Annotated in this window: 20 protein-coding genes; 14 read left to right on the top strand and 6 right to left on the bottom strand. The window is 58.3% G+C overall.

The window, feature by feature from the left end:
* Positions 1 to 3: 3 nt before the first annotated feature.
* Both LDN12_RS14660 and LDN12_RS14655 read left to right on the top strand, forming a co-directional pair.
* A complete protein-coding gene (locus LDN12_RS14660; protein WP_223924076.1) occupies positions 4 to 1,137 on the top strand; it encodes an ABC transporter permease in 1,134 nt (377 codons plus the stop codon).
* 199 nt (positions 1,138 to 1,336) lie between these two features.
* Positions 1,337 to 2,464, top strand: coding sequence for an ABC transporter permease (locus tag LDN12_RS14655; RefSeq protein ID WP_223923403.1), 1,128 nt, complete (start codon positions 1,337 to 1,339; stop codon positions 2,462 to 2,464).
* Between the two features lie 25 nt (positions 2,465 to 2,489).
* On the opposite strand, the gene LDN12_RS14650 is transcribed toward LDN12_RS14655, so the two are convergent.
* From LDN12_RS14650 to LDN12_RS14630, 5 genes are all read right to left on the bottom strand, one after another.
* On the bottom strand, positions 2,490 to 3,176 hold the full coding sequence (locus tag LDN12_RS14650) for a haloacid dehalogenase type II (RefSeq protein ID WP_223923402.1): 687 nt from the start codon (positions 3,174 to 3,176) through the stop codon (positions 2,490 to 2,492).
* Positions 3,177 to 3,262: 86 nt separating this feature from the next.
* Positions 3,263 to 3,898: a LysE family translocator gene (locus LDN12_RS14645; protein WP_223923401.1), complete on the bottom strand. Its 636-nt coding sequence runs from the start codon at positions 3,896 to 3,898 to the stop codon at positions 3,263 to 3,265.
* 28 nt (positions 3,899 to 3,926) lie between these two features.
* Positions 3,927 to 4,115: a hypothetical protein gene (locus tag LDN12_RS14640; protein WP_223923400.1), complete on the bottom strand. Its 189-nt coding sequence runs from the start codon at positions 4,113 to 4,115 to the stop codon at positions 3,927 to 3,929.
* Between the two features lie 17 nt (positions 4,116 to 4,132).
* The gene (locus tag LDN12_RS14635; protein ID WP_223923399.1) at positions 4,133 to 6,166 is read right to left on the bottom strand and encodes a cache domain-containing protein; all 2,034 of its coding nucleotides are present in this window, start codon (positions 6,164 to 6,166) and stop codon (positions 4,133 to 4,135) included.
* A gap of 34 nt (positions 6,167 to 6,200) precedes the next feature.
* A complete protein-coding gene (locus tag LDN12_RS14630) occupies positions 6,201 to 7,571 on the bottom strand; it encodes a sigma-54 dependent transcriptional regulator (protein ID WP_223923398.1) in 1,371 nt (456 codons plus the stop codon).
* A 356-nt stretch (positions 7,572 to 7,927) separates the two neighbouring features.
* On the opposite strand from LDN12_RS14630, the gene LDN12_RS14625 reads away from it, so the two are divergent.
* The 12 genes from LDN12_RS14625 (at position 7,928) to LDN12_RS14570 (ending at position 20,616) form a co-directional block, all read left to right on the top strand.
* Positions 7,928 to 9,040, top strand: a complete 1,113-nt coding sequence (locus tag LDN12_RS14625; RefSeq protein ID WP_223923397.1) for a hydrogenase small subunit — start codon at positions 7,928 to 7,930, stop codon at positions 9,038 to 9,040.
* A complete protein-coding gene (gene hybA, locus LDN12_RS14620) occupies positions 9,024 to 9,959 on the top strand; it encodes a hydrogenase 2 operon protein HybA (RefSeq protein ID WP_223923396.1) in 936 nt (311 codons plus the stop codon). Before LDN12_RS14625 ends, hybA begins: the two co-directional genes overlap by 17 nt.
* Positions 9,959 to 11,263, top strand: coding sequence for a Ni/Fe-hydrogenase cytochrome b subunit (gene hybB, locus LDN12_RS14615; RefSeq protein ID WP_223923395.1), 1,305 nt, complete (start codon positions 9,959 to 9,961; stop codon positions 11,261 to 11,263). The genes hybA and hybB overlap by 1 nt, the downstream gene beginning before the upstream one ends.
* Positions 11,264 to 11,328: 65 nt before the next feature.
* Complete coding sequence (locus LDN12_RS14610; RefSeq protein WP_223923394.1) at positions 11,329 to 13,008, top strand: nickel-dependent hydrogenase large subunit; 1,680 nt, start codon at positions 11,329 to 11,331, stop codon at positions 13,006 to 13,008.
* 145 nt (positions 13,009 to 13,153) lie between these two features.
* Positions 13,154 to 13,636, top strand: a complete 483-nt coding sequence (locus LDN12_RS14605; protein ID WP_223923393.1) for a HyaD/HybD family hydrogenase maturation endopeptidase — start codon at positions 13,154 to 13,156, stop codon at positions 13,634 to 13,636.
* 281 nt (positions 13,637 to 13,917) lie between these two features.
* Positions 13,918 to 14,901, top strand: coding sequence for a methyl-accepting chemotaxis protein (locus LDN12_RS14600; RefSeq protein WP_223923392.1), 984 nt, complete (start codon positions 13,918 to 13,920; stop codon positions 14,899 to 14,901).
* A gap of 20 nt (positions 14,902 to 14,921) precedes the next feature.
* Positions 14,922 to 15,926, top strand: a complete 1,005-nt coding sequence (locus LDN12_RS14595) for a hypothetical protein (RefSeq protein WP_223923391.1) — start codon at positions 14,922 to 14,924, stop codon at positions 15,924 to 15,926.
* Positions 15,923 to 17,416 carry a Ni/Fe hydrogenase subunit alpha gene (locus tag LDN12_RS14590; protein WP_223923390.1) on the top strand — a complete coding sequence of 498 codons (1,494 nt, stop codon included), beginning with the start codon at positions 15,923 to 15,925 and terminating at the stop codon, positions 17,414 to 17,416. Before LDN12_RS14595 ends, LDN12_RS14590 begins: the two co-directional genes overlap by 4 nt.
* The gene (locus LDN12_RS14585; RefSeq protein ID WP_223923389.1) at positions 17,416 to 17,892 is read left to right on the top strand and encodes a hydrogenase maturation protease; all 477 of its coding nucleotides are present in this window, start codon (positions 17,416 to 17,418) and stop codon (positions 17,890 to 17,892) included. The genes LDN12_RS14590 and LDN12_RS14585 overlap by 1 nt, the downstream gene beginning before the upstream one ends.
* Positions 17,889 to 19,826, top strand: coding sequence for a CoB--CoM heterodisulfide reductase iron-sulfur subunit A family protein (locus LDN12_RS14580; RefSeq protein WP_223923388.1), 1,938 nt, complete (start codon positions 17,889 to 17,891; stop codon positions 19,824 to 19,826). The genes LDN12_RS14585 and LDN12_RS14580 overlap by 4 nt, the downstream gene beginning before the upstream one ends.
* Positions 19,823 to 20,293 (top strand): hydrogenase iron-sulfur subunit, encoded by a 471-nt coding sequence (locus LDN12_RS14575; RefSeq protein WP_223923387.1) that lies wholly within the window; start codon positions 19,823 to 19,825, stop codon positions 20,291 to 20,293. The genes LDN12_RS14580 and LDN12_RS14575 overlap by 4 nt, the downstream gene beginning before the upstream one ends.
* A gap of 98 nt (positions 20,294 to 20,391) precedes the next feature.
* Positions 20,392 to 20,616: a sulfurtransferase TusA family protein gene (locus LDN12_RS14570; RefSeq protein WP_223923386.1), complete on the top strand. Its 225-nt coding sequence runs from the start codon at positions 20,392 to 20,394 to the stop codon at positions 20,614 to 20,616.
* Positions 20,617 to 20,705: 89 nt separating this feature from the next.
* Here the strand turns inward: LDN12_RS14570 and LDN12_RS14565 are convergent, their stop codons facing one another.
* The gene (locus LDN12_RS14565) at positions 20,706 to 22,433 is read right to left on the bottom strand and encodes a SulP family inorganic anion transporter (protein WP_223923385.1); all 1,728 of its coding nucleotides are present in this window, start codon (positions 22,431 to 22,433) and stop codon (positions 20,706 to 20,708) included.
* Between the last annotated feature and the right edge of the window lie 238 nt (positions 22,434 to 22,671).

Genomic DNA, 22,671 nt, shown 5'->3' with positions numbered 1-22,671 from the left:
GCCATAAAAATGCGCCGGACCTGGGCCGTGGCCCGCAAAGAGAGCCTGCACCTGATGCGCGACCCCCGCAGCCTGATCATGGGCCTCGCCATCCCTATGCTCATGCTGTTTTTGTTCGGCTACGCCCTCAATCTGGACATCGAAAAGGTTAAGCTGGCTGTGTGGGACCGGAGCGACACGGCGGCCAGCAGGGATTTCGTGACCCACTTCTCCTCCTCCCGTTACTTCCAGCTTGTGGAGCGGGCCTCGTCCTACGGCGAGATAGAGCGCGCCATCGACAGCCGCCGCGCCATCATCGCCCTGGTGGTGCCGGTAGACTTCAACCGCACCCTGGCGGGGCACGGGCGGGCCGATGTTCAGGCTATTCTGGACGGCAGCGATGCCAACACTGCCACCATCGTGCTGGCCTATGCAGAAACGGTGGCCCGTGCTTTCTCGGCCGAGATCATGGTGCAACGCCTTAACCGTGCCGGCCGCTCCCCGACACCAGCACCGGTGGACCTACGGCCCCGAGTCTGGTTCAACACCGACCTGGTGTCGCGCTATTACATCTTCCCCGGCCTGATAGCGGTGATCATGATGGTTATCGCGGCCCTGCTCACCTCCCTGACCGTGGCGCGGGAATGGGAGACCGGCACCATGGAACAGCTTATCGCCACGCCGCTCTCCGGCGGAGAGATTATTGCCGGCAAACTACTCCCCTACTTCATGATCGGGATCATCGACCTGATCCTATGTGTGCTGGTAGGATACTTTGTCTTCGGCGTGCCTTTCAGAGGAAATCTGGCGCTCTTGTTCGCCCTGTCCCTGTTTTTTTTGGTGGGGGCGCTGGCCTTGGGGATACTGATCAGCATCCTGGTCAAAAGCCAACTCCTGGCCAGTCAATTCGCCCTGGTGACCACCATGCTGCCGGCCTTCCTGCTCTCCGGGTTCATGTTCCCCATCGACAACATGCCCCAGGTGATCCAGATCGTCACCAACGTGGTCACGGCGCGCCATTTCGTCCACATCCTGCGCGGTATCTATCTCAAGGATGCGGGTATCCGGGAACTGGCCCCCCAGGTGCTGGTACTGGCCTTCTTCGGCGTGGCGGTGCTGACCTTGGCGGTGAAGAAGTTCAAAAAGAAAATCGATTGAAAAAGTTGAGGGATGAGAGACTCTGGCGGTGAGAATCTTCAGGAGAAAGATCGATTTATTTTTCAGGTTGTCCAAAAATAGTCAGATCGCCGCACCCGCAGAAAACCACGAGAAGGCGTAGCAGCGCTACATCGCACGAAGTGGTTTTCGAGGATGCGGCGAAATGGCTGTTTTTCAACAACCTGCAAGGGAACATCGCATGTTCGAACGGCTGAAGGCCATGCTCATAAAGGAGTTTATCCAGGTGCTGCGGGACCCGCGCACTAGGTTCGTGATCTTCGTCTTCCCGGTATTCCAGGTGGTGGTCTTCGGCTATGCGGTCAACACCGATGTGCGCAACAGCCGTACCGCCGTACTGGACCGGGATAACAGCCGCGAGAGCCGGACGATCGTGGAACGGTTCCAGCGCTCCGGGTACTTCGATATCACCGAACGAGTCACGGACGAGGGCCGTATCCGGTACCTGCTGGATCGTGGCCAGGTGCGGGCGGTCCTGGTTTTTGACCACGGCTTCGAAGGACGTCTGAGGAAGGAGGGTACGGCTCCACTGGCCCTGATTCTGGACGGCAGCGACGCCAACTCGGCTGGAATCGTATTGGGTTACGCCTCTTCGATCATCAGCGCCTACAACACGGAAGAGCTGACAGGCCGACTAGCCCGCAACGGGGTTGCCGCCCGGCCGGAGGGGGTGGTGCTACGCTCCCGGGCCTGGTTCAACCCCAACCTGGAGAGCCGGGTCTATTTCGTACCGGCGGTCATCGCCATGCTGGTTATGGTGGTGACCATGCTCCTCTCCAGCATGGCCGTGGTGCGGGAGAAGGAGATCGGCACTATCGAACAGGTAATAGTCACGCCTATCACCAAAGGGGAGTTCATCCTCGGGAAGACCATCCCCTTCATCCTGATGGGTTACGCCAATGTGATCATTGTTGCCTTCGTGGCAGTACGCTGGTTCGATATCCCCATCCGGGGGAGCCTGGGGCTGCTGGCCTTCAGTACCGGCCTATTCCTCATGAGTTCTCTGGGGGCGGGGCTCTTGATCTCTACAGTCAGCAGCACTCAGCAACAGGCCATGATGACCGCCTTTTTCGTTATCTTTCCCTGCATGCTGCTCTCCGGCTTCTCGTTCCCCATCGACAACATGCCGGTTGCAGTGCAGTACATCACTCTGATCAATCCCCTGCGTTACTTCATGATCATCCTGCGTTCCATCTTTCTCAAGGGGGTGGGGATCACGGTACTCTGGCGGGAATTGGCTGCCCTGGGGGCCATTGGGCTGACCGTGCTGCTGGTGGCGGTTGGACGATTCAAAAAAACGGTGGGATAGGGGGGGCCCGGCCCCCTTGCGTTTGTTAGCTCTCTCCGTGTTCCCGACTGATTTGCTCTGCAAGGTCCAAAAGGCTATTGACCGTTACCGTCGGCTCGATCCCCCATGGATCGAACACCGCATCCGGCGAGCGTTTGACCCATGCAGCCCGCATCCCGGAGGAGATTGCCCCGATCACGTCGAACGGATTGCTCGACACCAGCCAGGCATTCGACCCTATGGCACCGGCCCTCCGCAAAAAATGGCTATAGACAGCAGGATTTGGTTTAAACGACTTCATTTCATCGACGCTCACCACCCCTAAAAAGTAGTCTTTGATACCGGCATTCTTCAGCAACCCCTCCACCGCAACGGCACTGCCGTTGGAAAACGCGAAAATCCTGAAACCGGATTCCCGTGCACGAGCCAACCCTTCTTCCACATCGGCGAACGCCGGTAAGACGCTATATGCCTCCAAAAGCACCTGTTTGTCCTCGTGACTGAATGGGACCCGAAAAAATGAACTCGTGTAATCGAGAGCATTGGCGGTGCAGACGGCAAAATTCTCATAATTCTGCATCAGCCCCCGCCGAAATGAATATTCCAGTTGCTTCTCACGCCACGTACGTGAAAATTCAGAGGCTCTGTCACCGACATGCTTTTCCAGGGCAACAATGACGCCATGGGTATCGATGAGGGTTCCATAGACGTCGAACGCAAGTGTTATAGCCATACGATGCCCCCTTTTTTCATGCCTGATGTTTGAGTTCGGCGACAGCCCCGGCCCGACTGCTGGAAGAATGACCGTCCCCGAGCCAATTAGACCTGCCGGGTGGAGGCGACCAGTTTAACCCCCAAAATGGTCATGACCCCTCCTGCCGAACGGTCTATCCAGGCCTTGTACCGCAGATAGGCGGCACGTGGCCCGGCAGACGAAAGGGCCACGGCTACCAGGGCATACCAGCCCGCTTCGATCATAAAAATGACCACAACCGTAACCGTGGAGAGAGACAGCGGAAAGTTCTGGGGCAGGAAGGCGGCAAAGACACTCGCGTACACAATCGCCGCTTTCGGGTTGCTGACTTGTGTGCCGAGAGCCATTGCAAAAGAACGCCTGGCGTTCCGTTTTTTGGGTTCGGATGCTTCGGATTGAAACGCAAGCGGCTGGCTGGCTCCTTTCCATATCCGGCAGCCAAGATAGACAAGGTAAAGCCCGCCCATAGCCTTCAATGCCAGATACACGCCCGGAACAGCCACGAAAACCGCCTGAAGGCCTGCCAACGCCGCTACAGCGAAAAAAACTCCGCCGACCCCCATGCCGAGGGCAGCCGCCAAGCCGGCAGAACGCGACGAGGCCACGGCGGTACGGGCAACCATGAGGAAACTCGGTCCGGGGCTTATGGCGCCGACCGTTATGGCACCTGCGATGCCAAACAGGGGGAGGATTTCAAGCATATCAATCTCCTTGGCGAATTCCAGGCTGTCACTCTTTCCCTTTATCCCTACGGTAGAGGTCGATCAGAAAGTCGGCATCCCTGGGGGAGAGGTCGAATTTGAAGACCGCCTCCTGGATGAGCGGAGGAAGCCGCAGCTCGGGGTTTTCCTGAAGGTGACCGGCGATCCACTTGACAGCGCGTCTCAGGTCTTCTCCATCTGGTAACAGGTCATGCATAGACGATAGCGCTCCTTTTACGCGATAATATCTTTATCCTTCTCCACCTGTAGCTCTTGCTGTTCAGAGGTCTGTCGAAGAGGCAGGATCACGCTGAAGATCGTACCCTGGCCCGGTTCGCTCAAAACTTCGATCTCGCCACCGTGATCCCTGACGATACCGTAGGATACCGCCAGTCCCAGGCCGGTCCCTTGGGGTTTGGTAGTATAGAAGGGAGAAAACAGTTTCTCCAACTGCTCCTCGTCGATTCCCGGGCCGGTATCCGCCACTGCTATCCTGCACAGTCCGTCTTCCGGGTCTGCACCGATATCCACGAAGAGCGTACCGCCCCCCTCCATGGCCTGCAGGCCGTTCACTATCAGATTGGTGAAGACCTGACGCAGTTGGTCTTCGTCAGCCTCGATCACGATCTCTTTTCCCCGGTAATCGCGCGTCACGGTATAGGGATCAAGAGATACCTGGTGCCCAACCTGGTCCAGGATATCCTCCAGAACCTCCCCCAGGGAAAACCGGCTAAGCTGTTTGGTGCTACTGCGCGAAAATGCTCGCAGATTCTTGACGATTCGCTCGATCCGAGCGACTTGGCGCATGATGGTGTCGAGTTCCTCGGGGCCGTGATCACCGCCACCATTGTTCATCTCCAGGAGTTCCACGTTCCCCCGGATGATGGCCAGAGGATTATTGATCTCGTGGGCCACGCCGGAGGCCAGAAGTCCTATGGCCGCCAGACGCTCAGCCTGGGCTAAGTCCTTCTGGGCCAGCAACAGCTGTTCGTTTTTCTCCTCAAGTTGGGTGGTCCGTTCGGTCACCTTTTCTTCCAGCGTGTGGTTGAGTCCCAGGATTTCACGTTCCCGCTCCATCAACCGATGCTTCATGACATTGAACTCGGAGGCCAGCGAGGCGATCTCGTCATGACTGTCCACCGTAATGTCGGATAACTTTTCACCGGCTGCGATTCTGCGAGCCCCCTCTTCGAGAGCCTTGATCGGGCGGGCCATCTTGGAACCAAGCCAGGCCGAAAGCGGTACGCCGAACAGGGTAACGAGGATAAGGACCCCGGAAAAGATGATGTTGATCTGGGAACGAAGCTCGGCATACGGCTGTTCCGGCGTCCCCACGTAGAGAGCCCCGACCACAGCGCCGCGGTAGTCCCTGAGCGGTTCATAGGCGGTAAAATTCCATTTGTCGAGGACAAATGCCTTACCGTTCCATTTTTCGCCCCGGCTGATGGCACTATAGACCTCGGCGGACATCATGCTTCCTATAGCCCGTTCGCCTTTTTCGTCCATCACGCTGGTGGCTATGCGCACATCATCCAGAAAGATCGTCGCACTGCCGGTCGGTTGGCCGGTGCTCTCACGAGGCTGAAAGATAACCCGTGTGATTCGGTCTACAAGTTTGTTGTCGCCATTCAGCAGCATGCCCCCGTAGACCACGCCGGCAACGGAACCGTCGGAAGCCATGACCGGCGCAGCGGTAACCAGGAACAGCCCGCGGTTTTCGACCCGTTTCGTGTAGACCCGGGAAAGGGGTGTCGGCATGATAGGGATATTCAACTGTGAGGGCAATTGCGGATTTTCACGCGCAACCTGTTCGGACGGCAACAGGGCGATACCGCTGCAGACGATCCCCTTGGCAGCATCGGAGATGATCTTTTCAGCTTTGAGCGTATCGCCAGTACTGCCGGGGTTGGCGGCCCGATAACGAACAAAACCGTAACGGTCCACCAGAGTCAGGAAGCTGAGGCGGTCGTTCCTGAGTATGGATTGGAGCGGGAGAGCGGCAGAGGGGCCTTCGTTGTCGCGCAGGGCGGCTGACAGCTCCGGAGACAGGCCAGCCAGGCGGATGACGTCGCTCAGACGCACCAATTCCCCGAGAAAGATCTCATTGGCCGAGCTCAGGTTGGTTTCCACCGTTTGTTGGGCTTCACTGAGGAAGCGCGTGATAATGATCGAGGAGCCGACCACCCAGCAAACGGCGATGGCCGCCACCAGCGGCACCATGGTGCCCACCGTCAGCTTGAAGCGTATGGAGGTGAGCAGGAACTTCATGAAGTCTTGCGTCGCCAGGAACCAATGTCCACCATCATTCGGCCCGGCCGGCACTCAGGCCGAATTCGACGATCTTACGGTCCAGTGTCTTGCGGGATATACCGAGAATCTCGGCCGTACGGCTCTTGTGGAAACCGGTCCGCTTCAATACTGCCTTGATATGTTGCCGCTCCACCTCATCCAGTGCCACCAGAGGAGGCGCACCATGGGGAGCTGTCGCTGTTTCACGCCTCCTCCCGATAGGAAGCAGGGCAGCGGTGATGGTATTGGAACGGGCCAAAATGACGGCACGCTCCATAACGTTCTCCAACTCGCGCACATTACCCGGCCAGTCGTAGTCCTGCAGCATTGTCAGCGCTTCATCCTCGAAATCGCGGACCTCTTTCTTCATCTTTGCGGTATAGATATTCAGGAAATGGCGCGCCAGCGGCTCTATATCCTCACGCCGCTCACGCAGGGAGGGCAGGTTGACAGTGATAACGTTCAGACGGTAATAAAGATCCTCACGAAAACGTCCATCCCGAACCTCGTTCGCCAGGTCCTTGTTGGTGGCGGCGACGAAACGCACATCCACCTTGCGGGGCCGGGTAGAACCGACGGCAATGAAGTCCTTTTCCTGAATCACTCGCAGTAACTTGGCCTGAACCGTCGGACTGACATCGCCGATCTCATCCAGAAAAAGCGTCCCGCCATCTGCCTCCTCCACCAGCCCTTTCTGGTTGATCACCGCACCGGTGAAGGCGCCGCGCACATGTCCGAAAAGCTGGCTTTCCAGAAGGGTATCCGAGAGAGCGGCGCAGTTCAGGGAGACAAATGGTTTGCCGGCCCGCGGGCTGTTGGCGTGGATGGTGCTGGCGATAAGTTCCTTACCGGTGCCCGACTCTCCCAGAATCAGGATGTTAGCATCGCTGGAGGCGACCTGCAAGGTCAGGTCGTACACCTCACGGAAACGGGCGCTTCTGAAGATCATGGTTTCGGAACGGCCGGTCCCCCGTTGCAGTTCCTTGCGCAGCATGAGGTTTTCATTGGCCAACCGGTGGTGGTCGAGCAGTCGGTCAAGAACCGTCAGCAGCTTCTCTTTTGGAAAAGGCTTGGTGATATAGTCATAAGCTCCCAGTTTGATAGCCTGAACCGCATCGTCAATCGTACCGTGCGCCGTCATGATGACCACCGGCACCTCCGGGCGCTCACTGCGGAGATGCTTGAGAACCTGAAGACCGTCCATGTCGGGCATGCGTACATCCTGCAGGATCACGTCGCACTCCACGGCACCCGGAGCTTTTACACGCTTTAAAAGTTCGTTACCGCGCAAGAAGGTCTCAACACGGTAGCCGTTCGCACTCAAAAGCTTATCGAGATAGCGAAGAATATCCGCTTCATCATCACATACAAACACACTTGGCATTACACGTGCTCCTCGTTCCGGAATGGCGCCGGCTCCCCTCTGGTCTCCCCCATGAACCAGCGGGAAAACAAACCCTGCAATCTCTTCTTTGTGCACGGGAGACTTTACTTTTCCCCTTTGAGAACAAAGGGGGAGCAGGAGGGGACTACCTGGACAAAAAGATACATCATGTAGCAAAAAGACGCAACCGTTGTTTTGTTTTGGCGTCTACCCGCTCGGTATTGAGCGCATCTCCTTCAATAATTACGCGCAGTTGTAACAAGCGCCCCAGAAACACCAGATTGGCACGCCTGTTGCCGTATACTACAAGGTTTTTAACCAGCCACATACTCAAGTACATGACAGCGGAGGATGCAATGACAGAAAAGGGCCTTTTCCCCGGCGTTACCCGTCGAGACTTCATGAAGACCTGCATGACCGTATCGGCCATGTTGGGACTTCCCTACGGGATGGTTACCAAAGTTGCCCAAGCGGCCCAGAAGAGCGACAACAGGCCAGCAGTGATATGGCTCCACTTCCAGGAGTGTACCGGTTGTTCGGAATCGCTTTTGCGTTCGACGCATCCGACCGTTTCCAACTTGATCCTTGACATGATCTCCCTTGACTATCATGAGACCCTCATGGTCGGTTCCGGCTTCCAGGCCGAAAAATCCTTGACTGATTCCATGTTGGCCAACAAAGGAAATTATATCCTGGTCGTAGAGGGCGCCATCCCCACCAAGGACAACGGCATCTACTGCAAGGTTCACGGTAAAACATCCCTGGATTCGCTGAAGCATGCCGCCGAGGGCGCTGCCGCCATCATCTCGATGGGCACCTGCGCCAGCTACGGCGGTATCCAGTCCGTCGGCCCCAACCCCACCGGGGCCGTAGGGGTCCGCGACATCGTCAAGGACAAGCCGATCATCAACATTCCCGGCTGCCCACCCAACCCTTACAACTTCCTTTCAACCGTCCTCTACTATGTAACGTTCAAAAAACTGCCCGAACTGGATCAGATGGGCCGTCCCAAATTTGCTTTCGGCCGCAGAATCCATGAACACTGCGAGCGTCGTCCTCACTTCGATGCCGGTCGTTTCGCCCGCGCCTTCGGCGACGAAGGGCACAGCCAGGGTTACTGCCTCTACAAGCTGGGTTGCAAGGGACCGGCCACCTATGCCAACTGTTCGGTGCTGCGCTTCAATGATGTGGGCGCCTGGCCGGTTTCCATAGGTCATCCCTGCATTGGCTGCACCGAGCCGGACCTGCTGTTCAAGACCGCTATCGCCGACAAGGTTCAGATTCACGAACCAACGCCGTTCGACAGTTATGCACCGATCGACCTGAAGGAAAAGGGCAAAGGCCCTGATCCTCTGACCACCGGCGTCATCGGCCTGGCTGCCGGCGCAGCCATCGGTGCGGGCGTCATGATGGCCAAGAAACTGCCGGACGGCCCGGAGAAGGGAGATGATCATGGCAAAACCGAGTAGACGCCAGTTCCTCAAAATCATGGGTGCCACCGGCGCAGCCCTGCTGGCTGGTAAGAAGGCCTCGGCCAACGAGGGGCATAAGATCAACAATGAAACCATCGGCATGCTGTACGACGCCACCAAGTGCGTCGGCTGCAAGGCCTGCATGTCGGCCTGCAAGCGGGTAAACGGCGACTACGGCAGCCTTTCCTACGAGCGCGCCAAGTTTGACACCGACGGCCTGTGGGATGCCCCGGAGGATCTATCAGGCAGCACTCGTACCCTGATCAAGCTCTTCAAACAGTCGGAGCAGGAGTGGTCCTACGTCAAATACTCCTGTATGCACTGTCAGAAACCCTCCTGCGTTTCGGTCTGCCCGGTTGCCGCCATGACGCGTGATCCGGAAACCGGCATCGTGGACTACAACAAGAACACCTGCATCGGTTGCCGCTACTGCCAGGTGGCCTGCGCGTTCAACATCCCCAAATTCCAGTGGGAGAAGGCGATCCCCCAGATCGTTAAATGTGACCTGTGCAAAAACACCAACCTGCCGAAGAAAGGAATCAGCGCATGCGCCGAAGTATGCCCGGCCGGTGCGATCATGTTCGGCAAACGGAAAGATCTGCTGGAAGAAGCTGAAAAGCGGCTGCGGGAAAATCCGGGCAAGTACATCAACCACATTTATGGCGCGCACGAAGTGGGTGGCACCAACCACCTCTATCTCGCCAGCATGCAGTTCAACAAGCTTGGCCTGCCGACCCTAAAGGAGGATGCGCCTGCCGAATTCTCCGAAAAGATCCAGCATACCATCTACAAGGGTTTCATCGCCCCAGTTGCGCTCTACAGTACGCTCTGCTTCATCGCGGTTAAAAACATGAAGGGGCACGGCGAAGCGGAGAAAGAGCATGATACAAAAACCGACGAGGGGGGAGACCACTGATGGGACACGATGAGTACCAGAAACACGATGCGAAGATACTGACTCCCTCGTTCATAGTCCTCCTGACCCTGACCCTGATCGGGTTTGCGCTGATTCTTCTCCGTTTTGTAAAGGGGATCGGCGCGGTCTCGAACATGAGCGACGGCTACCCCTGGGGAATCTGGATTACCTACGACGTCGCCACCGGCACAGCCATCGCTTGCGGCGGCTACGCTATGGCAATCCTGGTCTATATCAGAAACCGTATGCATTATCATCCCATGATTCGTTCCGCCATCCTGACCAGCATGTTCGGTTATGGGCTGGCTGGCTTCTCGGTCATGGTGGACGTTGGGCGCCCCTGGAACGCCTACAATTTTTTCGTCCCCTCCAAGTGGCAGGCCAACTCGGCCATGTTCGAAGTGGCCGTATGCGTCATGGCTTACACGACGGTCCTGATCATGGAGTTTCTACCCGCCATTCTGACGACGCTGGAAAAGACCGAGTGGAAGACCTTGCAGCATCTGCTGGACCGGGTGTACTCACGCTTGGGCATGGAACGGCCCGAGCGGATCGGCGACCGGCTCGACAAGGTCAAGGAGTTGGCAGCCTGGGCTCGTCCCCGGCTCGACAAAATACTGATATTCATCATTGTTTTGGGTATCACCCTGCCGACCATGCACCAGTCGTCCCTCGGCTCGCTTTTGCTGATCGCTTCGACCAAACTGCATCCGCTGTGGCATACCGGTTTTCTGCCGTTGTTGTTCCTCATCAACTGCATGTATATCGGCTACTCCATCGCCATCCTGGAGTCGGTCCTCTCGTGTTACGCCTTCAAGCGCCCCTTTGAAACCAAGGAACTTTCAGGATTGGCACGGATCATCCCTTGGCTGACAGTCATCTGGCTCAGCGTCGTCATCGGAGACTTGGCTTGGCGCGGGCAACTGGCCAAAGCAGTTTCCTTTGACTTTTACTCGCGCTTCTTCCTACTGGAATTCTGCCTGATCGCCGGCGGCTCCCTGCTCCTGTTCAGCAAGCGCAGAAGGGAATCCATCCGCTGGCTGTTCGTATCAGCCGCCTTGATCGTACTGGGCGGCGCCCTGTACCGCTTCAATGTCTATCTGATCGGCTTCAACCCCGGCAAGGGGTGGCATTACTTCCCGGCCCTCGCAGAGGTGATGATCACGGTCGGAATCGTTGCCTTCGAGATCTTGGGCTACCAGGTACTGGTCAAGATACTGCCGGTTCTGCCGAAGCTGCATACCCGCGAGCAACTCGCGGAAGCACATCAGCACACCGTGGGAAAAAAGGCTTTGGAACACTGAACAACGAGGCAGAAACCAATACGCTGTTGAATTATTGTTAATAAAACCGATAACGGAGGAAATACATGGCTCGCATTACCCTTGACCCGATCACCCGCATCGAAGGTCACCTGAGAATCGATGTTGAAGTAAACGGCGGCTCTGTCAGCAACGCTTGGTCGTCCGCCCAGATGTGGCGAGGTATTGAAACCATCCTGAAAGATCGCCCACCTCAGGATGCCTGGATTTACGCCCAGCGTTTCTGCGGCGTCTGCACCACCGTTCACGCTATCTCCTCGATCCGCTCGGTGGAGAACGCCCTGAAGGTGGATGTACCGCTGAACGCCCAGTATATCAGAAACATCATCATGGCCCAGCATTCGGTGCAGGACCATATCGTACATTTCTACCACCTGTCCGCACTGGACTGGGTGGATGTGGTCTCGGCCCTCAAGGCCGACCCCAAGAAGACGGCCCAGTTGGCCCAATCCATCTCCAACTGGCCGGGCAACAGTGAAACCGAATTCAAAGCCGTCCAGCAGAAGCTGAAATCCTTCGTTGAAACAGGTCGCCTCGGCATCTTTGCCTCCGGCTACTGGGGGCACCCAGCGATGAAACTGCCGCCCGAGGCCAACCTCATGGCGGTCGCCCATTACCTCAAGGCCCTGGATTACCAGCGTAAGGCCGCTCAGGCAATTGCCATTCTGGGTGGCAAGAACCCGCACATCCAGAACCTGTGCGTGGGCGGCGTCGCGACCGCCATCAACATGGAAAACCTGGCCACCCTTAACATGGAGAAAATTGCTGCTCTGAAAGCCCTGATGACGGAAACCCGCGATTTTGTCCAGCAGGTTTACTATCCCGACATGGTAGCCATCGCCTCCATCTACAAGGAGTGGTTCAAATACGGCCGCGGCGTGGTAAACTACCTGGCCGTGCCGGAGTTGCCCGAAGATACCAAGAACACGAAGTTCGCCCTGCCGGGCGCCATCATCAACGGCGGCGACATCAAGAAGGCGCGCATCATCACCAACCATCAGGATCTGGACCTGATAGCCAACATCAAGGAAAACGTATCCCACGCTTGGTATGAAGGAAACAGTACCCTGCACCCCTGGGACGGCGAGACCAAGCCCAATTACACCGATTTTCAGGACAACGGCAAATACTCCTGGTGCAAGGCCCCCCGTCTGGACGGCAAACCGGTTCAGGTCGGCCCGCCGGCTCAGCTGTTTGCCGCCTATGCCGGCGGCAACGAGAAAGTCAAAAAGCTTGTGGATGCAAGCTGCGCCAAGATCGGTGTCGGCGTGAACGACCTGCACTCCACCATGGGCCGCCTCGGCGCCCGGGCCATCCGCGCTCACCTGATGGCCGACTACTCCCTGGAGTACCTGGACAAGCTGCTGGAAAACGTGGGTAAAGGCGACAAGGTCTATGCTAATCCCACCGAAATACCCAAAGGCGAATATAAGGGCGTCGGTTTCCACGAAGCACCGCGCGGCACCCTTTCTCACTGGATGGTGATCGAAAACCGCAAGATAAAGAACTACCAGGCGGTTGTCCCCTCGACCTGGAACGCCTCGCCGCGTGACGACAAGGGTGCACTTGGTCCGTATGAAGCCTCGCTGGTAGGCAATCCCGTGGCCGTGGCAGACAAACCGCTTGAGGTGTTGAGGACCATCCACTCCTTCGACCCCTGCATCGCCTGCGCGGTGCATACCATCGACCCGGAGGGGAAAGAGATCACAAACGTTAAGGTAATGTAGCAATCACCCTGCAACTCTCACAACAAAGGCGCAAAGGGCGCTGACAATAGTGAAGAGAGGTGGAGCGAATAAGCCGAGCCACTGTTCACTATTGTCGGCAGCCTTTGTGCTCTTTGTGTCTTTAGCGATGGCAAAAGGATACTTCATGAAAACCCTTATTTTTGGCGCCGGCAACCTGCTCCTCTCCGATGAAGGCTTCGGGGTCCATTTTATCCAGTACCTGCAGAAACACTATGTATTTCCGCCCGAGGTAACCTTGTACGACGGCGGCACGCTCGGTATCATGGTCTCCCACATGCTTGAAGACGCTGACCAGGTGTTCCTGGTGGACGTTATAGAAGCCAAGGGAGAGCCGGGGGATATCTATCGCTACGAGAAAGACGACTTCATGCTGGGCAAGCTGCCGATCAAGATGTCGCCACACCAGATCGGCATCCAAGAGGTACTGGCGCTCTCCGAAATCCGTGACCGCTGTCCCGAAAAGATCACCCTGTTCGGTATCATCCCCGCATCCTATGAGGCCGGTGCCGAGCTTTCGCCACTACTGTCCGGAAAGCTCCCCGGACTGGCCGAACTGCTGGTTGCCGAGATTGTGGCATCCGGGACACCGGTTGAAAAATGTTGTTGATTATATAGAACACGGGGAACGGACTGGGCGGCATTCCTCCAACCCATGTATACACCGTTGCTTTACCGATCTGGCGTATGTTATTTGTGCGCATCCTTGCGCCAAGGCTCTTGGGACCGTCACCCCCGACGGGCAGTTGAACAACACAGCTTAACACTGTGCCGCGCGCGCCGCTCCTTCGACCCACCCGCGCGGCATGAGGCCGATTGGCGACAAACTTTGAACCCCTGCACAAAATCAACACATACTCTCAGTTGAAGTGAAGGGAGCATACTCAGATCATGGTTTTTACCGGTTTCGCCTTTCCCCCCCTCAAATGGGTTTCCGGCATCGCCGCCTTTGTAGCCGTCCTTCTCTTTTCACAATTCTTTTCCGTCTGGGTTGCAATCGTATCCGGTCTGGCACTCGCGAGCATACACATCTATCTCGCCCCACGAGAAAGCCTCCCAGAAGAATCCACCAATGAGTTTACCTCCTCCCTGTCGGTTGAGCAGTGCCAACCGGTACACACCCCGACCGTCGATCTTGCCCCCCTGAAGCAATCCATGATCCAGGTATCAGACCAAGTGGCCACAACGGTCGGCATCGTCTGCGAGATCAGCGCAAACATGCTGGGAGATACCGATACCCTGGAGGCTTCGAGCCAGCGTCTTGAAGAACTCGCCGCCACGGGGCACACCATGGTCAACCAAGCACAGCAGGCCAAGTCCGGTATGGCTGACGTGGTCTCGGAGATATCCGTGGCATCCGGCGGTGCACAGCAGCTCGACGAGGCGATGCGCGCCATTTCCACTGCCACCGAACAGATCTCCGGCATGGTGGATGTGATCAGCGATATTGCCTCCATGACCAACCTTCTGGCGCTCAACGCCGCCATCGAGGCCGCCCGCGCCGGGACGGCGGGACGGGGGTTCGCCGTAGTGGCGGATGAGGTAAAGCGACTTTCTGAGAATGTCGACGCCAGCACGAAAGATGTTACCGCCATCATCAAGACCACTAACAGTACAGTTGCGGAAGGCATGCGGGTCGCCCAGACCGTGATACAAAGTGCGACGAAACTGGCCAGCCGTTCCGAGACCGTTTCCCGGTCGGTGGATTCACTAGTCATGGCAGTGGCGCAGCAATCCCAGAACCTGTCGCATGTTGCCGAAAAACTTGCCAAGGAATGCGGTTCCATACATGATTCGATAAACTCCATCAGCGGGGCCGTTATCTCCACCGCCGAGGCCGCCGATGAGGCCTGCGGCATCGCCGACCGACTCTGACCATCACAAAAGGAGGCGTCATGCCGAACCTCAAACCTAAACTTGCCATGTACTGGGCCGCATCTTGCGGCGGTTGCGAGATCGCCCTGGCAAACATCAACGAGGCGCTTCTTGAGATTGATGCCTATTTCGACTTCATGTTCTGCCCCTGCCTCCTGGATACCAAGCGTGCCGACATCGAGGCCCTACCTGACAAAGCTATCTTCCTGACTCTCTTTAACGGCGCCCTGAGGACGGAAGAAAACCTGGAAATGGCCGAACTCCTGCGTTGCAAATCTCAAATATTTATCGCCTTCGGTGCCTGCGCCGCCAGCGGTGGTATCCCGGCCTTGGCCAACCAGCACGGCATCAGCCACATGCTGGAAACAGTTTTCTGCGGCTCGGCAAGCACCGATAACATTCAGGGACTAATTCCCGGAGCGACCTCGGCCGTACCAGGCGGTGAGTTGGAACTGCCGGCGTTCCTGCAACGGGTGCTGGCCGTGCACGAGGCAGTAACGGTTGACTACACCATGCCGGGCTGTCCGCCCGAACCGGAACAGATCGTCGCCGTTATCCGCCACGTCGCTTCAGGCAATCCCCTGCCGGGAAACGGCACGCTGCTCGGTTGCACGCCCCGAGCCGTATGCGACCAATGTGAACGTGAAAAACGCGGTTCCTTGGCCGCCCGGTTAGTACGCCCTTTCGAAGCACTTCCCGAGGCAGGATGGTGCCTGGCTGAACAGGGATTTGCCTGCATCGGCACAGCCACCCATGGCGGTTGCGGCGCCCTCTGCCCCGCCGTCGCCATGCCCTGTACCGGCTGTTATGGCGCGCTCGATCTGGATGCCGATCCTGGCGCAGCCGCGTTGTCGGCCCTTGTCGCTGTTGTCGATCCCGGAGAGTCCAGCGGCAAAGCGGAGGCCGACATCCATGCCCATCTGCGTGGCGCCCTTGCTGGTGTGGCGGACCCGCTCGGCACCTTCTATCGCTACAATCTGGCAACAGCCACGGTCGCCAACCGTAGCCCGGAGGTTGACCAATGAACCAGCGCATCACCATTGACCCCATCACCCGCCTGGAGGGACATGGCAGGATCGAGATCTTTCTTGACGACGCCGGCGAGGTTGTTTCAGCCTATTTTCAGGTTCCCGAACTGCGCGGCTTCGAGTCCTTCTGCGTCGGCCGACAATCTGAGGAGATGCCCAACATCACCAACCGCATCTGCGGGGTATGTCCCGAAGCGCACCACATTGCCGCAGCCAAGGCTCTTGACGAGATGTTCGGAGCCCCCTGCCTCCCCGCAGCGGTCCGAATCCGCGAGCTAATCTACAGCGCGTTTTTCGTCACCGACCATACCACCCATTTCTACTGCCTCGGCGGGCCCGATTTCATCGTTGGGCCCGACGCTCCCAAGGAAGAGCGAAATATCCTCGGTGTGATTCGCAAAGTCGGCCTGGATGCCGGCAAGGAAGTCATTGCTTGCCGGGCGCGTAATCACGGACTGATCAAAAAGCTTGGCGGCCGGGGCGTTCACCTCTGCGGCGCCTTGCCCGGAGGATGGAGCGTTGCGGTCACCCCGGAGATTGCCGAAGAAGCCCGGCAGATTGCTCGGCAAAACATCGAATTCGCCCTGTTCTCCTTGGAAACCTTCCACCAAATCGTCTTGGGCAACGAGGCCTACCGAGACTTGGTAATGGGTGATCTTTACGCGCACCAAACCTATTCCATGGGTACAGTGGACGCCGATAACGCACCTAACTTCTACGACGGCACCATACGGGTCGTCGACCCGGCCGGCAACGAGCTCACCCGCTACCGGCCCCAGAAGTACCTGGACCATATCGCGGAACATGTGGAGCCCTGGAGTTACGTCAAATTCCCCTACCTGAAGAAGATCGGCTGGAAGGGGTTCGTGGACGGCCCCGAGAGCGGCGTCTACCAGGCAACCCCCCTGGCACGACTTAACGTGGCCGACCGGATGGCAACACCCCGCGCCCAGGCCGAGTTCGAGAGGTTCTTCGATGCCTTCGGCTGCCGCGGCACCGGTCCGGGCGGCCGCAATCGCCCGGTACACCATCGGCTCGCCACCCACTGGGCGCGCCTGGTCGAGCTCCTCTATGCGGCGGAACGGATGCAGGAACTGGCCGACCACCCCGAGCTGTGCGACCCTAATGTTCGGCAGATCGTTTCATATCGCGCCGGTGTCGGCATCGGTTCCGTCGAGGCGCCACGCGGGACCCTTACGCATCATTACAGCTGTGATGAGCGGGGCATCCTTACCAGTGTCAATCTGGTGGTCGGAACGACCAACAACAACGCCCCCATTGGCATGTCCATCGCCAAGGCCGCCAAGGGTCTGATCCACAATGGTGTAGTCAACGACGGCATCCTTAACAGGGTTGAAATGGCCTTCCGTCTTTATGATCCCTGCTGTTCCTGCGCCACCCACGCCATCGGCACCGCACCGTTGGAAATCACGATCCGCCGCGCAGGCGTCGGTACCATTCTCGACCGGATCAGCCGGGGCTGCTGATGGTGGTCATCGGCCTGGGATCACCGTTTCTCACCGATGACAGTGTCGGGCCCCGGGTCGTCCGCGAACTTGCCAGAGAGGAGTATCCCGGCGTCCGTTTCGTGGAGGCTCATGCGGGCGGTCTACTGCTGTTGGAGGAGTTGTCCGGTACACGAGGGGCCATCATCATCGACGCGTTGCTCGACGAGGGCCTCTCTCCGGGCGAGGTGGTCGTGAGCGGCATCGAAGGTGCTTCGCACAACGCGGCCTGTAGCCATGATTGCGGTCTCACCGAGGCGCTCGATATCGGTCGCACCATGGGGATGCCGCTCCCCGACGACACGGACATAAGCCTGGTTGCCGTGGTCGCCAAGGATGTCACAACTTTCAGCGAAGCTCTTACTCCCGAGGTCGAGACTGCGGTACAGCGGGCCTGCACCGCAGTCCGCTCCATCCTCGCCCGGAGACATGCGGGTTCACCCGCGGAGGCACCATGAATCATCAACCGAAAACCGCCATAATCCTGTGTACCTGCAGCGGCATCATCAGCGAGAAGATCGATTGGGAAAAGGTGCGAACCCAGTTGGCCGGACACCCGGACAAACCGGTCGTCACGACCGATGAACTGGCCTGCGGTGCCGACAACCTGGAGAAACTAGCCGCCTGGCTGAAGGAGCAGGGACCGGAGCGGGTCGTGGTGGCAGCCTGTTCGCCGCGGGAGCACGAAAGGACGTTCCGCAACCTGCTGACCGCTGTCGGTATTAACCCCTATTACCTCCAGATGATCAACGTCCGCGAGCAGGTGGCCTGGGTTACCGCCGATCCCGACCAGGCGACGCGCAAGGCGGCGCGCCTGATAACAGCAGCCTTGCAGCGGGTCGGCCACCATCAGCCGCTCATGGAACGCCATGTCCCGGTACGGACCGACGTTGCCGTCATCGGAGCCGGGCCAGCGGGTATTCAGGCCGCCCTGACCCTGGCGCGCGCCGGTCGTATAGTGACGCTGATAGAAAAAGAGCCTTTTTTCGGCGGTATGCCGGTACGCTTCGAAGAGCTATTCCCCAATCTGGAGTGCGGCCCCTGCCTCCTTGAGCCGGGCATGGGCGAACTGCTCCACGGCCCGGAAAGCGAGCACATCAAGCTCCTCACCCTGACGGAGGTGACCGAGGTTAAAGGAAGCTTCGGCAACTGGCAACTAACTCTGCGTCAGCAACCCCGCTACATCAATCCTGAACTCTGTATCGGCTGCATGATCTGCGCCACGGTCTGCCCGGTGCGACGGGAAAACCGCTGGAACTGCGGCGGTGAACTGGCTGCCGTAGATGGCCCGTTTGTCGGCGCGCTCCCCAACCTTCCTCACGTGGATGCCGGCCACTGCCTGAAGCTGAACGGCCGGGAGTGCGGCGCCTGCTTGGCCGAATGCCCGGTGGAGGGTGCCCTTGACTTCAACGACACAATCCGCGATAGTGTGGTGGAGGTCGGTGCCATCATTGTGGCCACCGGGGCCGAGGAACTGCCGGTTTCCCCGCCCGTTTTCGCAGGCCGGGACAATGTCTTCTCCGCCTATGCCTTCGAGCGGTTGCTGGCCATGACCGGCCCCAGCGGCGGCGAACTCGTCAAAGGGGACGGTTCCGCCCCTGCCTCCCTCGCCATCGTGCAGTGCGCAGGATCGTTCGATGACGTCGTCACTTACTGCTCCGGCACCTGTTGCCAGGCTGCCCTGAAATATGCCCATATCTCCGCGGCAAAGCGGGAAGGGCTGACCGTCACCCGCCTGATCAGGGAGCAGGTGGTCGCCGGAGTCAACGCCGCCCGCCTCTTCAACCATGACCACAGCCATGTGATCCGTTACAGAGGGCTCGGGGACCTGACCGTGGCCGAAACGCCGAACGGACGGGTCATCACCTGTGCATCGAGCGGCACCCAGATCCCTGCCGACATGATAGTGCTCTGCGGACCCACGGTTCCCAGCCAAGGAACTGCGCAAACGGCGCGTCTTCTGGAACTGGGCGTGGACGATGCCGGCTTCATCGCCCCCATCCACGCCCTCTCCGGCTCCTTTCTCAGCCCGCTCAAGGGAATCTACCTGGCCGGCACCTGCCGCGGACCGGGCGACATCCGCGAGGCCTTCGCCTCGGGCACCGCAGCGGCTGGCGTTGCACTCTCGGAACTGGTGGAGGGGCGCGATCTGGCCGTAGACCCCCAGGTGGCTGTCGTGGACGTGGAGCAATGCGCCGGCTGCAAGAGCTGCATCAGAGTCTGCCCGTATAAGGCCATCTCCTGGAATGAAGTCGCAAAAACGGCCGACGTTTCGGACATTCTCTGCCGAGGTTGCGGCACCTGCGTGGCGGTCTGTCCGGCCGGTGCCATCACGGCCCGGGGTTTTTCCCGCGCCATGCTGCGCGCCGAGATTGAGGGGGTATTATCATGAGTTGCCAAACCATGCCGGACAGAGCGCCATACCCTGCCGCAGAAGTTATGAGTGCCGGTGCACCGACCGAGGTCAGGATTGTGGCATTTCTTTGCAACTGGTGTTCCTATGCAGGAGCGGACAAGACCGGCATGAACCAGCTTCCCGTTCCCGCTGAGCTGTCGGTCGTGCGCGTCATGTGTTCCGGCCGGGTCGAACCGACCCTGATCCTGGAGACATTCCAGAAAGGCGCTGACGGGGTGATGGTACTTGCATGCCATCCGGGCGACTGCCATTACAAGGAGGGTAACCTGCGGGCCTTCTGCCGGGCCGAACTTCTCGAGCGTATGATGCCACAGCTTGGGGTTAATCCGGCGCGCTTCTATTTTGATTATGTTTCCGCGGCGGAGGCAGAGAAGTTTTCCCAGGTGACAAACGACTTCGTAGCTTCCATTCGCGCGCTGGCCGGCACTGATTCAGAACGATAAGAAAAGAAAAAGGTTGCAGCACGAGCCACCCCGCAGACGAATCCGCATATCCCGCTTGAATGGGGTTTGGTATCACACCACACATAGGGAGGTTAACAATGGCTACACAAACACTTGACTGCCTGGGTATGAAATGCCCGCAGCCGACCCTCAAGGTCAGCATTCTGGCGACTAAGATGAAACCAGGCGATATCCTGGAAGTCGTCGCCGACTGTTCCACATTTGAAAGCGATGTCCGCGAATGGTGCGCCCGCTCGAAAAAAACCCTCCTCTGGGTCAAGGACGAAGGGGGCGGCAAAAAACGGGTTCAGATAAAGTTCTGATCCCCCTAACACCCTTCACACGCAAAAGGCCGACTCTCTATTGAGGGCCGGCCTTTTGACCTTTTGTTACCTTTGAATACGGTCAGCCGCTATACCGGGGCTTCCGCCAGCCCGGCGGCCGCTTCATCGCCGATCCCGCCGAACTGTTCGTGGATATCCTCGGCCCGGTGCAAAGCTGAGCGGATATTGGGCAGTATATTACGCGCACCCAGCAGTCTGGGCAGGTTAGAGGTGTAGATCAGTCTCTTGGGCTGGCCCCGCGTACCGCACAGGATAAGCGTTCTGCCCGATTCATGGAGCTTTTCGTGGAACTGCTCGATAGCGTACAAACCGGTGGCGTCAATGGCGGTCATGTAGCGTAAGCGCAGGATGACGACCGGTTGTAGACGGTCCACTGAATTGGCCATGCGGGACAGTTTCTCGGCAGCGCCGAAAAGAAGCGGCCCCTGTACGTGGAACATGCTGACGTAATGAGGGATACTGTGATCCTGTACGATGTGGGCCTTGGCCTTCTCAATAGCCTCGGCCGTCAGGGGCGCCACCACGGTGGTACGCGAGACCTGGTAGATATACAGGAGCGCCGCCAGGGTCATGCCGACCTCCACGGCAATGGTCAGATCGGCCACCACGGTCAGGATGAAGGTAATCAGCCAGACGGAGATCTCTTTCCGGTTGAGGCGCAGGATCATCGGTATCTCTCGCCACTCGCCCATGTTGTAGGACACCACGAAGAGCACTGCGGCCAGGGTTCCGAGCGGGATGAATCTGGCCAACGGCGCGGCAAACAGGATGATGCAGAGCAGGGTCAGAGCATGGATGATGCCTGAAATGGGGGAGCGCGCTCCGGAGCGGATGTTGGTGGCAGTACGGGCAATGGCGCCGGTTACCGGGATGCCGCCGAACAGGGGAACCGTCAGGTTGGCCACCCCTTGGGCCACCAGTTCCACATTGGAGTTGTGGCGGTCGCCGCTCATGGAGTCGGCCACCACCGCTGAAAGCAGGCTCTCGATGGCTGCCAACAACGCTACGGTCAGAGCTGATGGGAGCAGAGGCAGGATCAGTTCGCGATGAAATTCAGGGATCTGCATGCGGGGCAGCCCGGTGGGGATACCGCCGAATTTGCTGCCGATGGTTTCTACTGGGATACCCAACAGGGCAACACAGGCTGTGGCCGCCAACAGGGCGACTATCGAGCCGGGTATGCGGCGTGTGAAACGGGGCACAATCAGGATCACGGCCAGCGACGCAAGGGCCAGCACAATGGCGGTCAAATCGGCCTTGTTCAGATTCACGGCAATGAAACGCATCCGCTCGATGAACTCGCTGGGCACCTTGGCGTCAACCCGCAGTCCCAGGAAATCCTTGAACTGGGTGGAGGCAATCAGAATGGCAATGCCGTTGGTAAAGCCGATCACAACCGGCCGGGGGATGAATTTGACCGCACTGCCCAGGCCGGTTAGCCCCAGAAACACCAGGATGACACCAGCCATCATGGTGACCGTCAGCAGGCCGGAAAGACCGTGCTTGGCGATAATGGCAGCTATCACTACCACGAACGCCCCGGTCGGGCCGCCGATCTGTGTCCGGGAGCCCCCCAGTGCCGAGATCAGGAAACCGGCGATGACTGCCGTGTAAATGCCGGCCTGGGGCGTGACGCCGGAGGAGATGCCGAAGGCCATGGCCAGCGGCAGGGCTACCAGGCCGACCGTGATCCCACTGGTTGTGTCGGCAGCGAGGTCGGCCCGTGTATAGCCCTTAAGCACCTGAACAGACTTGGGCAGCCACTTTGTCAGCTTGCTCTGCTTCGCTTGCTTCATAATGTCTTTCTAACCATTCCTTTCCCGATTCTACAATGAAAATGGGGGACACGGCTACTGTCTCAGCGCGAGGGGACACCGATCTCCAACCAGGAGGTTAAAGCCGCTGTAATATGTTTAATATACTATCGGTACTAGTACGATAAAACGTCAAATGTCAACTATTTTGGTTCGACATGACCGGAAAAGTTGACAAGATCGGCAGGCAGGCTTTAGAGTTAGTCGTATCTGGAGAGAG

It is taken from the genome of Geobacter sp. AOG2 (assembly GCF_019972295.1).
Lineage (GTDB): Bacteria > Desulfobacterota > Desulfuromonadia > Geobacterales > Pseudopelobacteraceae > Oryzomonas.
This window is presented reverse-complemented; position numbering and strand designations above follow the sequence as displayed.

What these genes read in the sequence shown, in the direction of transcription:
- LDN12_RS14655 (WP_223923403.1), top strand. Translation starts at nt 1,337, where the DNA reads ATGTTCGAACGGCTGAAGGCCATGCTCATAAAGGAGTTTATCCAGGTG.
- LDN12_RS14650 (WP_223923402.1), bottom strand. Translation starts at nt 3,176, where the DNA reads ATGGCTATAACACTTGCGTTCGACGTCTATGGAACCCTCATCGATACC.
- LDN12_RS14645 (WP_223923401.1), bottom strand. Translation starts at nt 3,898, where the DNA reads ATGCTTGAAATCCTCCCCCTGTTTGGCATCGCAGGTGCCATAACGGTC.
- LDN12_RS14640 (WP_223923400.1), bottom strand. Translation starts at nt 4,115, where the DNA reads ATGCATGACCTGTTACCAGATGGAGAAGACCTGAGACGCGCTGTCAAG.
- LDN12_RS14635 (WP_223923399.1), bottom strand. Translation starts at nt 6,166, where the DNA reads ATGAAGTTCCTGCTCACCTCCATACGCTTCAAGCTGACGGTGGGCACC.
- LDN12_RS14630 (WP_223923398.1), bottom strand. Translation starts at nt 7,571, where the DNA reads ATGCCAAGTGTGTTTGTATGTGATGATGAAGCGGATATTCTTCGCTAT.
- LDN12_RS14625 (WP_223923397.1), top strand. Translation starts at nt 7,928, where the DNA reads ATGACAGAAAAGGGCCTTTTCCCCGGCGTTACCCGTCGAGACTTCATG.
- hybA (WP_223923396.1), top strand. Translation starts at nt 9,024, where the DNA reads ATGGCAAAACCGAGTAGACGCCAGTTCCTCAAAATCATGGGTGCCACC.
- hybB (WP_223923395.1), top strand. Translation starts at nt 9,959, where the DNA reads ATGGGACACGATGAGTACCAGAAACACGATGCGAAGATACTGACTCCC.
- LDN12_RS14610 (WP_223923394.1), top strand. Translation starts at nt 11,329, where the DNA reads ATGGCTCGCATTACCCTTGACCCGATCACCCGCATCGAAGGTCACCTG.
- LDN12_RS14605 (WP_223923393.1), top strand. Translation starts at nt 13,154, where the DNA reads ATGAAAACCCTTATTTTTGGCGCCGGCAACCTGCTCCTCTCCGATGAA.
- LDN12_RS14600 (WP_223923392.1), top strand. Translation starts at nt 13,918, where the DNA reads ATGGTTTTTACCGGTTTCGCCTTTCCCCCCCTCAAATGGGTTTCCGGC.
- LDN12_RS14595 (WP_223923391.1), top strand. Translation starts at nt 14,922, where the DNA reads ATGCCGAACCTCAAACCTAAACTTGCCATGTACTGGGCCGCATCTTGC.
- LDN12_RS14590 (WP_223923390.1), top strand. Translation starts at nt 15,923, where the DNA reads ATGAACCAGCGCATCACCATTGACCCCATCACCCGCCTGGAGGGACAT.
- LDN12_RS14585 (WP_223923389.1), top strand. Translation starts at nt 17,416, where the DNA reads ATGGTGGTCATCGGCCTGGGATCACCGTTTCTCACCGATGACAGTGTC.
- LDN12_RS14580 (WP_223923388.1), top strand. Translation starts at nt 17,889, where the DNA reads ATGAATCATCAACCGAAAACCGCCATAATCCTGTGTACCTGCAGCGGC.
- LDN12_RS14575 (WP_223923387.1), top strand. Translation starts at nt 19,823, where the DNA reads ATGAGTTGCCAAACCATGCCGGACAGAGCGCCATACCCTGCCGCAGAA.
- LDN12_RS14570 (WP_223923386.1), top strand. Translation starts at nt 20,392, where the DNA reads ATGGCTACACAAACACTTGACTGCCTGGGTATGAAATGCCCGCAGCCG.
- LDN12_RS14565 (WP_223923385.1), bottom strand. Translation starts at nt 22,433, where the DNA reads ATGAAGCAAGCGAAGCAGAGCAAGCTGACAAAGTGGCTGCCCAAGTCT.